The 15,152-nt window shown below is 73.6% G+C and carries 12 protein-coding genes and 1 pseudogene; 5 read left to right on the forward strand and 8 right to left on the reverse strand.

All coding sequences use genetic code 11. From position 1 onward, the window contains the following. Positions 1–64: 64 nt before the first annotated feature. Positions 65–529, reverse strand: coding sequence for a MarR family winged helix-turn-helix transcriptional regulator (locus Mam01_RS26270; RefSeq protein ID WP_204287860.1), 465 nt, complete (start codon positions 527–529; stop codon positions 65–67). A 59-nt stretch (positions 530–588) separates the two neighbouring features. Here Mam01_RS26270 and Mam01_RS26275 point away from each other — a divergent pair, with 59 nt between their 5' ends. Beyond that, positions 589–972: a tautomerase family protein gene (locus Mam01_RS26275; RefSeq protein ID WP_204287861.1), complete on the forward strand. Its 384-nt coding sequence runs from the start codon at positions 589–591 to the stop codon at positions 970–972. 323 nt (positions 973–1,295) lie between these two features. Here Mam01_RS26275 and Mam01_RS26280 read toward each other — a convergent pair whose 3' ends face one another. The 6 genes from Mam01_RS26280 to Mam01_RS26305 form a co-directional block, all read right to left on the reverse strand. After that, complete coding sequence (locus tag Mam01_RS26280) at positions 1,296–2,216, reverse strand: sulfotransferase domain-containing protein (protein ID WP_204287862.1); 921 nt, start codon at positions 2,214–2,216, stop codon at positions 1,296–1,298. Further along, complete coding sequence (locus Mam01_RS26285; RefSeq protein ID WP_239101628.1) at positions 2,213–3,727, reverse strand: lipopolysaccharide biosynthesis protein; 1,515 nt, start codon at positions 3,725–3,727, stop codon at positions 2,213–2,215. The genes Mam01_RS26280 and Mam01_RS26285 overlap by 4 nt, the downstream gene beginning before the upstream one ends. Before the next feature lie 25 nt (positions 3,728–3,752). Continuing rightward, positions 3,753–4,610, reverse strand: a complete 858-nt coding sequence (locus Mam01_RS26290; RefSeq protein ID WP_204287863.1) for a sulfotransferase domain-containing protein — start codon at positions 4,608–4,610, stop codon at positions 3,753–3,755. Positions 4,611–4,677: 67 nt separating this feature from the next. After that, positions 4,678–5,796 carry a hypothetical protein gene (locus Mam01_RS26295; protein ID WP_204287864.1) on the reverse strand — a complete coding sequence of 373 codons (1,119 nt, stop codon included), beginning with the start codon at positions 5,794–5,796 and terminating at the stop codon, positions 4,678–4,680. Continuing rightward, positions 5,793–7,367, reverse strand: coding sequence for a hypothetical protein (locus Mam01_RS26300; RefSeq protein WP_239101629.1), 1,575 nt, complete (start codon positions 7,365–7,367; stop codon positions 5,793–5,795). The genes Mam01_RS26295 and Mam01_RS26300 overlap by 4 nt, the downstream gene beginning before the upstream one ends. Beyond that, a complete protein-coding gene (locus Mam01_RS26305; RefSeq protein ID WP_204287865.1) occupies positions 7,364–8,776 on the reverse strand; it encodes a Wzz/FepE/Etk N-terminal domain-containing protein in 1,413 nt (470 codons plus the stop codon). The genes Mam01_RS26300 and Mam01_RS26305 overlap by 4 nt, the downstream gene beginning before the upstream one ends. A gap of 296 nt (positions 8,777–9,072) precedes the next feature. Between Mam01_RS26305 and Mam01_RS26310 the strand changes: the two genes are divergently transcribed. From Mam01_RS26310 to Mam01_RS26330, 4 genes are all read left to right on the forward strand, one after another. Next, entirely contained in the window at positions 9,073–10,140 is a 1,068-nt protein-coding gene (locus tag Mam01_RS26310; RefSeq protein WP_204287866.1) for a glycoside hydrolase family 26 protein, read from the forward strand. A 157-nt stretch (positions 10,141–10,297) separates the two neighbouring features. Beyond that, on the forward strand, positions 10,298–11,158 hold the full coding sequence (locus tag Mam01_RS26315; RefSeq protein WP_204287867.1) for an alkaline phosphatase family protein: 861 nt from the start codon (positions 10,298–10,300) through the stop codon (positions 11,156–11,158). Between the two features lie 4 nt (positions 11,159–11,162). Then, complete coding sequence (locus Mam01_RS36935) at positions 11,163–12,797, forward strand: MFS transporter (protein WP_239101630.1); 1,635 nt, start codon at positions 11,163–11,165, stop codon at positions 12,795–12,797. Between the two features lie 23 nt (positions 12,798–12,820). Beyond that, complete coding sequence (locus Mam01_RS26330; protein WP_204287868.1) at positions 12,821–13,861, forward strand: TolB family protein; 1,041 nt, start codon at positions 12,821–12,823, stop codon at positions 13,859–13,861. A 25-nt stretch (positions 13,862–13,886) separates the two neighbouring features. Here the strand turns inward: Mam01_RS26330 and cysC are convergent. Then, positions 13,887–15,110 (reverse strand): annotated as a pseudogene (gene cysC / locus Mam01_RS26335) (adenylyl-sulfate kinase); the annotation flags it as partial. Positions 15,111–15,152 lie beyond the last annotated feature (42 nt).

The following is a 15,152-nucleotide window of genomic DNA, read 5'->3' on the forward strand; positions in this document are numbered from 1 at the left end:
CCCGCCGTCTCCTGCGCGGGCGGTGGCGATGGGGTTCCCCGCGCTAGAGCTTGGCGTCCCCGGATCAGGTGCTCGTGTGCCTGTCCAGGGCGGCTTCGAAGGCGCGCATCGTGGTCACAATCGTCGCGCGTTCGGCGGGCGTGAGGCCGTCCAGCACTTCCGTCCAGGCGGTGGCCGTGCCGGAGAGCCACTCGCTGATCGGCGCCGCGTAGTCCGATGCGATCGCGACGATTCTGCGCCGCCGGTCGGCGTCGTCCTCCTGCCGTGTCAGGACGCCCTGGCGGGACAGGTCGCCGACCATGAGGCTGACCGTGGTGGGCGCGACTTCCAGCCGGTCCGCCAGTTGGCTCACCGTCAGCGGCCCGTCGTACTGCAGGTGGGCCAGCAGCGCGAGGTGCCGGGGAGCGAGGTCCAGCCCCCGCAGGGCGGGGGGGATCGGCAGTCGCTTCGCCCGTCCGACGAGCCGCGGCATCAGGAGCAGCATCGAACGGACTGCCTGGACCGTCGTCATGGCGTCGCTGGCGCTCATCTCTCCATCCTGTTACCTTTGCAATCAAAGCTTTTTTAGGAGCAAACGGAGTCTCGACTATGCCACATCTGACCGCACGAGTGCCCGAGGTGAGACTGACCGGGCACGAGCCGGCGCTGATCGCCGCCCTGACCGACGCCGTTGTTCAGGTGTACGGCGAGTGGGCTCGCGACCTGGTGGTCGTCCACCTTGACGGCGTACCGCGGGGCCGATGGGGCATCGGCGGAAGGGCCGTCGACGACGCCGCACCTGCGATCACGTTCGGCATCCGCGAGGCGGCCCTGACGCGTCCCGAGGGCAAGGAGATCGCCGCACGGCTGATCGCCGGACTGACCGACGCGGTGGCCGGTGTCCTCGGCGAGGAGACGCGCGATGGCACCAGCGTCGAACTCGTCGCGCATCCCGAGGGCCGCGCCGGGCTCGGAGGCGTCGTCTCCGGATAGATCTGGATCCGCCGTACGATCCCCTCCGTGGTGGGCGGCCGTATGGTGACGCTGTCGGTGAACTCACGCTGCGGATGGCCGAGTTCGGCGAGTACGGCCGGTGCACCCCCTCGGATACGTCCGCGACGGGCGAGCGCGGTGCCGGCGGCCCAGGCTGTGCGGATAGTACGACCGACGAACGGACGCCGGTCGCGGACGAACACCCCTCTGCCTGCCTGGCCCCAGGCGAACCCCTCGGCCGCCCCGTCATCCGCCTGACCCGGCGGCGAAGTCCGGCCAAAGTCGTGGGCGAGTGTCCACGCCGTACGTGCGGCCGCACAGCGTCAACGGGCTGGATCGGTCAGGGTCCGTACGCGGGCGGCGTCTTCGGCGGGGAGGGAGGGCGAGGCGAGAGCCTGGCGGGAGTCCATGGGTCGGAAGGCCGTGCGGGACAGGCCGGTCCAGGTGAACGCGGACCGGGCCGGGGCACGGCGGGACGTGCAGGCGGCGGCGATGCGCCGGGCGGCGTGATCGGTCCAGGGCAGGCCGCACCAGGCGTACAGGTCGCGGAAGCCGTCGAGCGGCGCCGCGCACAGGTCCTCGTAGCGCACGATCCTGATGCCGGCAGTACGGCCGGCCACCGTGCGTACGACCTGGTGGGCGACCCGCCACAGCATGGCCGCCCCGGCGATCAGGTCCTGACCGCCGACGACGGACTCCAGCTCGGAGACGTACGGATGGTCGCGGACCAGCAGCGGCTGGCTCAGCAGTTCGCGGACGTCGACCGACCAGCCGAGCCGCCGCCAGCTTCCGGCGAACGACACGGGGTCGCGGACCACGACGACCACCCGGCAGCCGAGGCGCCTCGCGAACCACTCGGCGGACAGCAGCGCGAACGGGTCGTCGAGCAGCGCCCGCCGGCCGAGCAGCCGGCCGGCCGTGAAGGCGGTGCCGTATTTGGCCATTCTGGCGAGGTCACCGGGCCGGTGGTTGCGGCGCAGCTCCGCCGACCAGCCGTAGCGCAGTGCGAGCGTACGGGAGAACGCCGCCAGCCATGGCGCCTCGTCGTCCGGGCAGATGTACTGGAACCGGTGCGTGACAGACGCGTCGAGCACACCGGGGGAGCGGCCGGGCGGGCGCTGCGGGTTGAGCGGCTCGTTGACGTAGACCAGGCGGCCGCTCGCCGTGAGCATCCGGCCCACCCAGCTCGTGCCGCTGCGCGGCAGGCCCGTGACCAGCACAGGCGGCCCCGCCGGTGTTGTCATGACGCCGCCCTCCCGGCGCCGCGCGTGTTCCCCGCCAGGCAACCGGCCGCGAGGGACCTGTCGGTGAGGCGGCCCAGGCCGAAGGGGCGCAGGCCGTAGCGGCGGGAGACCTGTACGGCGGGCAGCAGGTTCTTCACCAGCACCCCGCCCGACCAGCCGAGCGCGGCTCCCAGCGCGCCGTACGCGGGGACGAGCAGCACGTCGAGGGCGATCGTCACGGCGACGGCCGCGGACACGTTCGCCAGGCTGGCCGTCGTACGCCCGGCCGCCACGAGCACGACGTCGACCATCCCGCAGGCCGTGGCGACCATCATCGTGGCCGACAGGACGAGCGCGATCGCGACACCCCCCGCGTACTCGGGCCCGAACAGCGACAGCGCCCACGGCGCGAGAGCCGCGTACCCCAGCCAGAGCGGCCATGTCAGCCCCACCAGCCACCTCGTCGTGGTCCGGTACACCCTCCCGGCGGTGGCCGGGTCGCCCTCCGCCAGGGCCCTGACCAGGCGGGTCTGCGCGGCCTGGGCGAGCCCCTGACCGGCGAGCTGTCCCACCACCTTGAAGCGGGTCGCGGCGGTGTAGACGGCCGCCGCGGCCGGTCCGGCGAGCAGCGCGACGACCACCACGTCGAGCCGCTGGAACACCGACTGCACCGCCGCCGCCACCGACCGGGGCGCGGTGTGCCGCCAGAAGGTGCGCACGTCTCCCACGTCGTACGGCCCGAGCCCGCGCAGCCGGACGGCGGCGAGCACCGCGCAGGCCACGGAGGGCAGTGCCCAGGCCGCCGCCAGCGCCGCCGCCGGAGCCCCGGCGAGTACGGCCGCGGTGACGAGGGCGAGCTGGCCGAGCGGCTGGACGGCCCCGGAGATCAGCAGGGTCGGCCGCATCGTGCCGAGGCCGCGGGTGGCGCAGACCAGCACGTCCGACAGGACCACGAACGGCAGGGCGGCGGCCAGCACCGCCCAGACGCCGGGCGGCACGCCGGTCAGCCCGGCCAGCGGACCGGCCGCCAGCCAGACCCCGGCCGCGACCACACACGCCAGCGCCGCCACCGGCACCAGAACCCCCCGCACCATCCCCGCCGACCCACCACGGACACATCGCCGCGGTTGAGAGACACCTGCCAGGACCCCCCGCAGCAATCCCGCCGACGCCGCTGGAGGCATCCGTCGATGCGCCGGGGCTCCTCGTACCGATCCCGCGGACCTGGCGTTCCGCGCCGGTCCCGTACGGCTCCCGGCGAGGGCGTGGACGAGGCCGTTGCCGGTGTCGAGGCGTACGACGCCCGCGAGCATCAGGCACGCCGTGGTGGCGGTGAAGAACGCGCCGGCGGCGCGTGGTTCGAGCGTCCGCGTCACCACCAGCACGATCGCGAACTGCCCGGTCGCGGCGGTCGCGGCGGCGGCCAGACCGGCAACGCCGTGCCGCACCAGGCCGCGCCGGAAGAGCCCCCGGCGAAACCGGCCAAGGCGGGACAGCCAGCGATGAGCCGCCCCTGACAGCACCGCCGTCACGGCACCGCTCCCAGCCACCGCCTGGTCAGCGTCGCCACGACGGGTCGGCTCCCAGCCAGCGGACGAGCAGGGCGTCCCACGGCTCGAAGTGTTCGTTCAGGCGGCGGCGCACCGACTCGGGCACGACGCCCGTACGCGGCCGGGCGTTGTGCCGCGCGAACTCCACGCCGCCTAGCCGGGGCAGGTCCAGGAACTCCAGCACCCGGTCGTACGCGGAGCCCGGGTCGTCGAACATTCGCCCGCTGTCGAGGACGAGGATCCGGTCGCGGCCGAGGAGGGGCTCCAGCCGGGCCAGTTGCTCGGCGTACCGCCCCCGGGCGAGATAGGCGTGGTGCCGGTGGGCCGCGCTCACGTAGCCGGGTACGTCCCGCAGCCGTTCGATCTCTCCGGCGAGGCGGAGTGGTTCGAGTTCGACGGCGCGCTCGAAGCTCGGCTCGGTCTCGTAGCCCCGCGCCAGTTCGTGGGCGTGGGCGGAGCAGGCCCGCTCGACCGGGTCCCGGACCAGGACGATCAGCTTGACGCCGGGCAGGTCGGCGGCGATCCGGGCCCCCGCGAGGGGATGGAAGAGGTAGTAGGGGGTGGATTCAAAGGCCTGAACGCGGCCGCCGTGCCTGCGGCCCAGCGCCCGGGCCGTGGTCACCAGCGGGAAGTGGGCGCGGTACCAGGGGAGGCCCCGGTCGTAGGCCATGTCGAAGTAGTGGACGCCCTTGCGCAGCACCGGCTTCATGACGAGCGGGTGCCGTGACAGCGCGCGGTAGAGCGAGGTCGTGCCGCACCGCTGCGCCCCGGCGATGAGGAACGACGGGAGCACCCGCGCCTCCGTGGTGAGCCGTCCGGCGGCGAACGAGACGGCGTGGGCCGAGCGCTTCAGTACGGACGTCACGGTCGCCCCTTCCACAGTCCCGGGACGGAGGAAGCTCGCCCGCGCGATCGGGCGCGTCCGACAGGTCTCACAGGAGGCACTCCAGGTGGTCGATGACGGGGTTGAGCCAGGTGGCGGGGGACCCGAGCGGCTCGTGGCCGTCGCGGCGGTGCCGCTCGGCGAGGGTGATCAGATAGTGGGCCGCCGTACGACGCGCTCCGGCGGCGTCGGTGCCGAACGGCTCCAGAATCCGACCCGCCTGGGCGAGGCAGGCGCGGGCGGCGACCGGGGGAGGCATCCGGCGCAGCGCCCGGTGGAAGAAGCGGTGCAGCGCGTCGAAGCCCACGGGCACGCCGACGGCGAACCGCTCCCAGTCCCACACGAGCAGCCGTCCGTCCGCGCCCGCCGCCGTGTTCCACGGAGTGAAGTCCCCGTGCCACGCCGCCGTCCGGCCGAGGTCCGCGTACGGGTCGCCGTGCGGGGAGTCGTCTGTGGACCGGCCGGGTCGGGGGCCGAGGGCGGCGATCTCCCTTACGGCCGAGACGAGCAGGCCGACGGGCACTCTGCGAAAGGGGAATGGGCGGGAGGTGAACGGGCGGGAGGGGACAGACAGAGGTGACAGCGCCAGCACCTCCAGGCCACGCCACACACCGTGATGCAGCACCGTGGGCGGCACGACGACCTTGAGCGCCCGGTCGGCGAGCCCGCGCAGCACCTCGCCCTCGTGCCGCACCAGTTCGCGGGCCCGCTCGGAATCGCCGATCTTCACGAACGCCACGAGTCCGGAGGAGTCGTACGCCTCCAGGATCGGTTTGCGGTTGGCCCGGCGGGCGGGCCTGACGTGGACGACGACGCGCACACGGCGGCCGAAGACCTCGCTCAGGTGCGTCTCGATCGTGCCGGACGCCCCGCCGGTCGGCAGGCGGCGGCCCAGCGCCGCGTGCCACCACGCGCGGGGGACGACTCGCCGGGGCACGAGGCGGTGCGGCAGCACGGTGCGCGCCGTCACCCCGGCGGCCCGGTCACCGCCACCCCGCGCAGACTGAGAGAAGTGGTCGCGTGGCTCAGAGGACGGGACACTGCCGTGCCCCTCGCCGGACCGGATGCGGTCGGGTCCCTCGCCAGGCGGGAAGCGTCCCTCACCGGCCGGGAAAAGCGCTTCGAGCACCTCGTCGAGGTAGCGGAGACGGACCGCCGCGTCTCTCATGGGCGCCGCCGATCGCCGGGGAACGCACCGGTGGCCGTCGTGGCTCCGTTGCGCCACAGGAGGGCGAAGGAGATCAGGTAGAGGGTCAGGGCGCTCACCAGCCCGTCGTAGACGACCATGTAGAGCAGCACGAGGATCATCACGAGCGTCCCCGCCTTGCCGATCGGCGAACGGTCGGTCCAGTAGCGCCGCACCGCGCCGGCGAAGAAGGCGACGTACAGCAACGCCCCCGTGAAGCCCTGGCTGATCAGCAGCAGCCACAGGTGCCCGTCGCTGCCGAGCGGCGGATGGCCGCAGTCGGGGCACCACGCGCTGCGGCCCGTCGTGGCCGTGCGGTGGCTGCCGTACGCGGTGCGGGTGTTGCCGAAGCCGATGACCGGAGACGAGGCCGCGACCCGCACCGTGGTCGCGATCGTGAAGGCCCGGATGCCGTTGCTCTGTGGATTGTCCAGGCGCTGCGCGACGATCCCGCTCAGCGGCGACAGCAGGAAGGCGACCCCCGCGACGGCCGTGACCAGGCCCGCGAGGAGAGGACGGCCGCCCCGGACGGCCAGGTACGCCGCCGAGATGCCGAGTCCGATCCACAGGCCCCGGTTGAGCGAGTAGACGACCGGGACCGCCGCGACGGCGAGCAGCAGCACGGCCGCCGCCCGCCGGTACGGCCCGCCGTAGGTCCACCAGCCCACCACGAACCAGATCACCAGCACCGAGACGTCGCTGCCCCAGGCGTTGGCCCACTCGAACGGCGCCTCCGGACGCGGCGAGGCGTGCCCGAGCACGTGCTGCACCTGGGCCGCCGTCGGATGGATCAGGTTCGCGACGAACGGGTTGCCGCCGAGCCACGACGGCAGCACCATCTCCAGCGGCGAGGTGAACTCGAAGCGCGGGGCGAGGACGCCGAGCAGCCCTCCCGCGACGGCCGTCAGGAACAGCGCGCCGAGCCACCTCACCAGCGTCCGCTGCGGCAGCTCCTCCAGGGTCAGGTTGCCCAGGTAGAGCACCATGATCAGAAGCGAGACGTAGACCGCGAGCCGCATCAGGTAGCCGACGACCCGGCCGGTGTTGAGTTCGCCGTAGGTGCCGTCCGGGGTCTCGGCGAGCGTGAGCGCGCTGACGAGGTAGCCCGTCAGCAGCAGCGCCCACAGGCCGAAGCCCTTCGGCGCACTGATCGGCCGCCTGCGCCACAGCACCACCGCCATCGGCACGGCCAGCACCACCACCGACAGGGCCCCCAGGCCGAGTGCCCACCACAGCGGATAGCCCAGCAGCAGCGCTCCGATCGGCCACGCCGCCACCGACGCCCGCGCCGCTCCGTTCACCGGCCCGTTCACCGGCACGCGGTGCCTGCCGCGCACCGGTTCACGCACGCCGGCGGTCGGAACCGAGGCGTACGCGGGGCGTGCCGAGGTCTCCTCGGGCTCCCGGCGCTTCGCGTGCGCGGGCCCGGCCGCGGGCAGCCGCCCGCTCTCGCCCGAGGCGTACGGCGAGGGAGCGGCCGGGCCGCGAAAGCCGGCGTACGGCGGGGGATCGACGCGGCCGGAAAGGGCGGCGTGTGGCGGGGGTGACGTCAAGCGCTCCACCTCGTGGGCTCGGTGACGGGCTCGGAGACGGGTGGGGTGACGGGCGGGGTGAATCCCTGGGACCCGGTGAATCCCCGGGGCACGGTGACCACGCCGACCACCCGCGCTCCCTGCCGCCCGAGTTGCCGTACGGCCCGGGCGACCTCGGTGGAGGTCGTCCGCCTGAGGCCGACGAGCAGCAGGACTGCGTCCGGGTGGGCGGCCCGGGCGGTCACGACCGTCGCCGGCACGAGACGGGCGAGCGTGCCGCCGAGTCCCCTGGCGATCTGCCTGGCCGCGTCGTCCGCACCGGCTCGCCGGGCTCCGCTGCCGGCCCCCACCCGCCTTGTCCTGGCGCCGTCCCCGCCCCGTCGAGGTCCGGTGCCGTCCCCGACGCCTTCGACGAGCAGCCGGTGCGGGCCACCGCCCAGCGACGTGGCGACGGCGGCGGCCATCTCGCCGAGGAACTCCGGACCCGGCCTGACCGGAAGCTCGGCGAGCAGGGGCAGGCCGCACATCCGCTCGACGTCCGCGCAGGTGCGCAACCGCGTGTCCGTACGGTCCCGGGCGAAGGCGGCGCCCGCCCCCGCGAGTATCCCGAGGAACAGGCCGCTGCCCAGGAAGAGCGGAGGACTGGGACTGCTGGGCCGGATCGGCGGCCGGGCCGGGCTGATCACCGTGCCCGGCGTGACCGCGACCGTCCTGAGCGCGTCGTAGCGCAGGGTGAGATCCGACACCTGCCGGGCGAGCACGGCCTGCCGCCGGGCCGCTCCCAGCCGGGCCACCGGATCCGCCTGCCCTGCCGTGCGAGCGGTCTGCCCTGCCGTGCGAGCGGTCTGCCCTGTGGTCTGCCCTGCGGTCTGCCCGGTCCGCGCGGCCGGCTGAGTGGTCCCGGCGGCCTCGTCCAGGTCGTCCTCGACCTGGCGCAGCCGCGCGGAGATGAGCTTGAGCTGGGCGGCGAGCGCGTCCTCGGCGGCGCGGGCGCGATTGTGCAGATACGCCTCCGCGTACGCCTGGGCGCCCGCCGCCGCGGCCTCGGGATCGTACGCCGCGTAGGAAAAGGAGAGGATCGCGGAATTGGGTGGCACGTCCACCATGACGTGCTCCCGTAATTCCTCCGAATCCTGATATTTCAGAGTTCTGGCGGCAAGGGCGGAGACGACCGCCGAGCGGGCAATCTGTGATTCGGTGTCGAGATTGAGTGGTTCGCGTTGCCGGGCGCTCTGTGTGTTGAGCTGTTCCTGTACGCCGGTCGGCAGCACCTGCACCTGGGCGACCGCCGTGTACCGCGCGGGGGTCACCGCCAGCGCCGCCGCCCCGCCGCCCACCCCGGCCAGCAGGCAGACGGTCACCACCAGCCGCCTGCGCCAGAGCACCGAACCGTACTCCCCGATGTCCCGGCTGTGCGGCGGCAGGCTCATGGATCTCTCCGTGCGCTCGTTCGTCACCCCGCCGCGGTCGCGGCACAGCGGCGGCACGCCGTCGGAGACGGGCGTGTCCGCGGTCCGGGCGGCCCTCCGGCGTGACCCGATTTCGAACTATAGGCGGCGGCGGACTTTCGTCCCCGGCTATTGCTGATTTTCCTCGGGACAATGACCGTCAATTAGCTACTTAAAACGCACTATTTCCGTACACGTGAGATGGGGGAAACGGCTCCGGAATCCGGGGAATCGGTGGGATGGTGTTCACCCATCCATTGCGGGGACAGGGGAGCGCGATGAGCCGGATCACCGGCGTGGCCGTACTGGTGGCGGGGGCGTGCCTGACGGCCTGCGGGGGCACCGCGACGGGCGGCACCGCGACAGGCGGGCTCGGAACCGGCGCGGGGCCGGGAAAGCCGGGGAACGGCGCCGCGCGGGCGCCGGGCGCCTGCACGGTCACGGACAAGCTGATCCCGACGTGCGGGGCGTGGTGGGGGATCGCGCCCGACGTCTTCTCCGGGCGCGGCCCGGCCCGCGCGATCGAGCTCGCCGAGCGGCGGATGGGCCGCAGGGCCGACATCGTGCACGTCTACCACCGGGGCGGCGAGCTCTTCCCGACCGCGGAGGAGCGGGAGGTCGCGAAGGGGCCCCGCCTGCTGCTGGTCAACTGGAAGCCCGCGCTCGACCACACCTGGGCGGAGGTCGCCCGCGGCGACGTGGACGGGCGGATCGACCGGCTCGCCGAGCACGTCAGACGCACCTTCCCCGGCCGGTTCTTCCTCACGATCCACCACGAACCGGAAAACGACGTGCGCGAGGGCGGGGGATACTCGGCGGCCGACTACACCGCCATGTTCCGCCACGTCGTGACGCGCCTGCGGGAGCAGGGCGTACGCAACGCGGTGACCGTGATGACCTACATGGGCGCGCCCAACTGGACGGCCAGGCCGTGGTTCGGCCGGCTCTACCCGGGTGACGACGTGGTCGACTGGGTGGCGTTCGACCCCTACGCCGACGGCCGGGTGGGCGACTTCGCCACGCTGGTCGACAAGACCCGGCCCGACGTGCCGGGCTGGCCGGGGTTCTACCGGTGGATGCAGGCCAGGTTCCCGGCCAAACCGATCATGGTCGCAGAGTGGGGCGCGTTCGAGCGGCCGGACGCGCCCCACTTCAAGCGTGACTTCTTCGACTCCGTCGCCCGCCAGATCGGGAACTATCCCCAGATCAAGGCGCTGGTCTACTTCGACTCGCCGCTGGCGCCCCGGGGGGACACCCGGTTCGACACCACGCCCGGCGCCACCCGGGCGTTCGCCCAGCTCGGCCGGGACCGCCGCTTCACCTCCACGCCGGTGCCGGCCTCCTGACCCGCCCGCTTCGCCGACCGCGGCGAGGTGCCCCGGAATTCGGGTGACAACGGTCTTCACTCACCGTTCGGCCGATTTTCACGTCGGGCGTGCGGTCCGCGTCACGACGCGTTCCTAGCCTGAGCCGGTCGCAGACACCCCCCAGTGGAGGACAGCCATGCCGTCCCGCCGGATCACCGCTCTCGCCGCCGCCCTCACGCTGTCCGCCGCCTCCCTGGGCCTGTGGGCCACCGGAGGCCTCAGCGCCCAGGCGGCCACGTTGCCGACACCCGACCACACGGTGGTCGTGGTCTTCGAGAACCACGCCTACTCCCAGGTCGTCGGCAGCTCCAGCGCGCCGTACATCAACTCGCTGAAGAGCGGCGGGGCCAACCTGACCGCGTTCTACGCCGAGACCCACCCCAGCCAGCCCAACTACTTCGCCATGTTCTCCGGGTCGACGCAGGGCATCACCGACGACTCCTGCTACACCCCCGGCTTCAGCTCCAAGCCCAACCTGGCGTCGGAGCTGATCGCCGCGGGCAGGACCTGGGCCAGTTACAACGAGACGCTGCCCAGCCAGGGCTCGACCACGTGCAGCAGCGGGAAGTACGCCCGCAAGCACAACCCCTGGTTCGGGTTCTCCAACGTGCCGACGTCCACCGCGTACACGTTCGCCCAGTTCCCCACCGACTTCACCAAACTGCCGGCGGTGTCGTTCGTCGTCCCGAACCTGTGCAGCGACATGCACGACTGCTCGGTGTCCACCGGTGACACCTGGCTGAAGAACAACCTCGGCGCGTACGCGACCTGGGCCAAGACCCACAACAGCCTGCTCGTGGTCACCTTCGACGAGGACAACCGGCTGAGCGGCAACCGGATCGCGACCGTGCTGTACGGGCAGCCGGTGCTGGCGGGATCGTCCTCCGCGACCACCTACAACCACTACAACCTGCTGCGCACCATCGAGGACATGTACGGCACCGCCCACGCGGGCAACGCCGCCTCGGCGTCGGCGATCTCCGGCGTCTGGAACTGACCGCGTGTATCTCGCGGACAGCCGCGGCACGCCCACCGTCGCCCCGCACCGGGGACGGCGGTGGGCGGCCGTTCCGGGAACCGTGCTGGCCCTGGGCGCGGTGAGCCTGATCACGGACGTGTCGGCGGAGATGGTCACCGCCGTGCTGCCGCTCTATCTCGTCTCCGCGCTGGGGCTGTCCCCGCTCGGCTTCGGGGTGCTGGACGGCGTCTACAACGGGGTCGGCGCCCTGGTGCGGCTGGCCGGAGGTCACCTCGCCGACGGCGGGGGCGGGCGGCACAAGGCGGTCGCCGTGGCCGGCTACGGCCTGTCGGCGCTGTGCAAGCCGCTGCTGCTCCTCGCCCACACCCTGCCGGCGATCGGCGCGGTGCTGGCCCTCGACCGTACGGGCAAGGGCCTGCGCACCGCACCCCGGGACGCCCTCATCTCGCTGGCCACCCCGCCGGAGCGCCGGGGGCGGGCGTTCGGCGTGCACCGGGCGATGGACACCACCGGAGCCCTCTGCGGGCCCGTCCTGGCGTTCCTGGTGCTCGGCGTGGCGGTGGAGGGCTACGACGCCGTCTTCACGGTCAGTTCCTGCGTCGCCGCGCTGGGCGTGGTGGTGCTGGTGCTCTTCGTCCCCGCCCGCCCCGCCCGTGCCAATACGAACGCCACTGCCGCCACCGCGAACGCCAGCGCAGCCAACCCTGCCGCCGCCACCCCCACTGCCAACGCCGCCGACCTCGCCAACCCCGCCACCGTCAACCCCACCACCAACGCCGCGAACGCCGCCACCCGTGCCGCCACCACAGCCAATGCCGCCAGAGCCACCCCCGACCGCGCCGCCGCTCACACCGCCGACGCCGACCATGCCAACGCCGCCAGAGCCACCACCAACCCCACCAGCGCCGACGCCGACCTGACCGACGCCAACGGGAGTGCGGCTCCCTCCGGGGCGCTTCGGGTGACCGCGCTTCTGCGGATGCCCGGCGTACGGCGGCTCGCGGCGTGCGCGGTGCTGCTGGGGCTGACGACGGTGAGCGACTCCTTCGTCTACCTGCTGCTGCAGCGCAGGTTCGAGGTGCCCGCGCAGTGGTTCCCCCTGCTGCCGCTCGGGACCGCGGCCGCCTTCCTGCTGCTGGCCGTGCCCCTCGGCGTCGTCGCCGACCGGATCGGACGGCGGAGGTTGTTCCTGCTCGGGCACCTGGCGCTGCTCGCCGCGTACGGGCTGGTGCTGGCCGTCCCCGGCGGGCCGCTGTCGGCGGTGCCGGTGATGGTGCCGGTGATGGTGCCGGTGGCGGCGGTGCTCGCTTTGCACGGGGCCTTCTACGCGGCGACCGACGGCGTGCTGGCGGCCGCGGTCGCCGGCCTCGTGCCGGACGCGATGCGGGCGAGAGGGCTGGCCCTGGTGGGCACCGGCCAGGCCCTTGCCCGGTTCGCCTGCTCGATCGCCTTCGGCGCCGCCTGGACGGCCTGGGGCGACGGCCCCGCCCTCGCCGTCGCGACGCTGGGGCTGGCGATCTCCACCCCCGTCGCGATCGCCGCACTGCGCCCGTCAGCAAGCCCATCCTCGGGCCCGTCTGGGGCCCCTTCCGCGGGCCCACCTGCGGCCCCTTCCGCCGGCTCCTCCGCGAGCCCCTCCCGGCGGCGGGCGACCTGAGCGTGCGACGAGAAGGGAGTCCCGTGACCGTCCCACCCCGCCGGACCGTCCCACCCCGCCTGACGGTCCTGCTGGCCGCGGTCCTGCTCCTCGGGAGCCTGTCCGTCTGGGCGGTGGTGCACGCCGCCGCCCGGGCGGAGAGCCGGGGCCTGCCGCGGGCGGCGGAGCCCGCCGCCGGTCCGGGAGCGGTCACGCTCGCGGCGGGACACGAGCGCAGGATGCTCTTCCGGACGATGGAGTGGGGTCCGCACCGCGACGAGGTGGTCGCCGTGCCCGCGGACGACCCGGGAGCCGCTCGCGTCTCGGCGGGGGTGCGGTGCCTGCGCTTCCACGCCTCGTCCGGCACCGGCTCGTGCCTGCAGGCCGTACACGGCTCACTGGGCGACACCTACCGGGCCGTGGTGCTCGACGCGCGCCTGCGGGAGCGGCGCGCGTTCCCCCTCGCCGGAATTCCCACCCGCACGAGGGTCTCGCCGTCCGGCCGCATGGCGGCCTGGACCGTCTTCGTGAGCGGCGAATCGTACGCGGGGACGAACTTCTCCACCCGCACCTCGATCCTGGACACCCGCACCTGGTCCCTGCAGGACAACCTGGAGACCTACAGCGTCGTCAAGGACGGCCGTCCCTATCACGCGGCCGACGTCAACCTGTGGGGGGTGACCTTCGCCGACGACGGCCACTTCTGGGTCACCCTCGCGACCGGGGGCCGCACGTGGCTGGCCCGCGGCGACGTCGCGGCCCGCACCCTGACCACGGTCCGGGAGAACGTGGAGTGCCCGTCCCTCTCCCCGGACGGCACCCGCCTCGCGTTCAAGAAGCGGGTGCCCGGTCTGCCGGAGGACGCGCCGTGGCGGTTGTACGTCCTCGACCTCCGGACGATGCGGGAGACCCCGGTCGCCGAGCGGCGCAGCGTCGACGACCAGGCGGTGTGGCTCGACGCCCGAACGCTCGGCTACGCCCTGCCGGGGGACTTCGGCGCCGACGTCTGGACAGTGCCGGCGGACGGCTCGGGCGCTCCGCGCCGCCTGCTCACCGCCGCGCTCGCCCCCGTCGTCGTCGAGTGACCGCGGGAAGCCCGGCGAGGCGCGGCTAGCGGATCCAGCCGCCCGAGGTGACGAGGTTCAGCACGGACCCGACCGCGCGTTCGATCGTCATGCCGGTGGTGTCGAGGACGAGGTCGGCGTCCTCGGGCTCCTCGTACGGGTCGGAGACGCCGGTGAACTCCGGGATCAGCCCGGCCCGCGCCTTGGCGTACAGGCCCTTGCGGTCGCGCCGCTCGCACTCCTCCAGCGGCGTGGCCACGTGGACCAGCAGGAAGTCGCCGCCGACCTCCGCGACCATCGCCCGCACCTCGTCGCGGGTCGCGGCGTACGGTGCGATGGGCGCGCAGATCGCCAGGCCGCCGTGCCGGGCGACCTCGGCGGCGACGAACCCGATCCGGCGGATGTTGCGGTCGCGGTCCTCCCGCGAGAACGTCAGCCCGGCCGACAGCATAAGCCGCACGACGTCGCCGTCGAGGTAGGTGACGGTGCGGCCGCCCCGCTCCAGCAGCGCGTCGCGCAGCCCCCGCGCGATCGTCGACTTGCCCGAGCCCGACAGCCCGGTGAAGAACACGACGAGCCCCCGCCGGTGCGGTGGTCCGGGGATCGTGATCGGCGCGGGGCCGGCGTAGTGCTCGGTGGCGCCGTAGTTGCGGGCCACGTGCTCGCGGAGTTCGAGGTCGATCTCGGCGTCCTCGCGCGGCGCGAGCGGCACCGCGACCACCATCGCCCCCGGCAGCCGCTCGGCCGCCTTGAGCGCGGCCCGCACCACCGCCGGACCCGCCTCGCCGAAGACCAGGGGCATCAGGAGCACGGCCGCGTCCAGTTCCTCCGCGGTCGCCGCGACGTCGTCGAGCGCGGCCGAGTCGAGCGGCCCGCGCATGGTCACCGCGAGGACCTCGCCGCCGTCCGGCAGGTCCTTGCGCACCTCCTCCGGCGTACGGCGCAGCCGCGCGAACGGGCCGTACACGGGGGCGTCGAGCGCCTCGACCGGCCCGGCCGCGTGGTGCCCGTCGCGCTCGGTGACGGTCAGCACCGCGACGGCCGCGCCCTCGGGGTCCTTCAGCGTCACCCGGTCGCCGGGCCCGATCTCATCGGGCAGCGCGATCGTGACCGGGTCGGGCCAGGGGGCGCCGCCGGGCAGCCGCCCGCGCCCGGCCACGCTCTCCGCCTCCGCGGCGGTGAGGAAGCCGGTCAGCGGCGCGTACGCCCCGGACAGCAGCAGCTCAAGGTCGGCCAGCTCACGCGCGTCGGGCGTCCACTCGGTCATGGCTTCCGCTTCGTCGGTCGGTGGGTCGTCGGATGGTCAGGAAAC

It is taken from the genome of Microbispora amethystogenes (assembly GCF_016863015.1).
In the GTDB taxonomy this organism is placed as follows: Bacteria; Actinomycetota; Actinomycetes; order Streptosporangiales; family Streptosporangiaceae; genus Microbispora; species Microbispora amethystogenes.

Excerpts from the sequence above, each read along its gene's own strand:
- Mam01_RS26305 (WP_204287865.1), bottom strand. The coding sequence starts at position 8,776 with ATGAGCCTGCCGCCGCACAGCCGGGACATCGGGGAGTACGGTTCGGTG.
- Mam01_RS26280 (WP_204287862.1), bottom strand. The coding sequence starts at position 2,216 with ATGACAACACCGGCGGGGCCGCCTGTGCTGGTCACGGGCCTGCCGCGC.
- Mam01_RS26310 (WP_204287866.1), top strand. The coding sequence starts at position 9,073 with ATGAGCCGGATCACCGGCGTGGCCGTACTGGTGGCGGGGGCGTGCCTG.
- Mam01_RS26295 (WP_204287864.1), bottom strand. The coding sequence starts at position 5,796 with ATGAGAGACGCGGCGGTCCGTCTCCGCTACCTCGACGAGGTGCTCGAA.
- Mam01_RS26275 (WP_204287861.1), top strand. The coding sequence starts at position 589 with ATGCCACATCTGACCGCACGAGTGCCCGAGGTGAGACTGACCGGGCAC.
- Mam01_RS26270 (WP_204287860.1), bottom strand. The coding sequence starts at position 529 with ATGAGCGCCAGCGACGCCATGACGACGGTCCAGGCAGTCCGTTCGATG.
- Mam01_RS26315 (WP_204287867.1), top strand. The coding sequence starts at position 10,298 with ATGCCGTCCCGCCGGATCACCGCTCTCGCCGCCGCCCTCACGCTGTCC.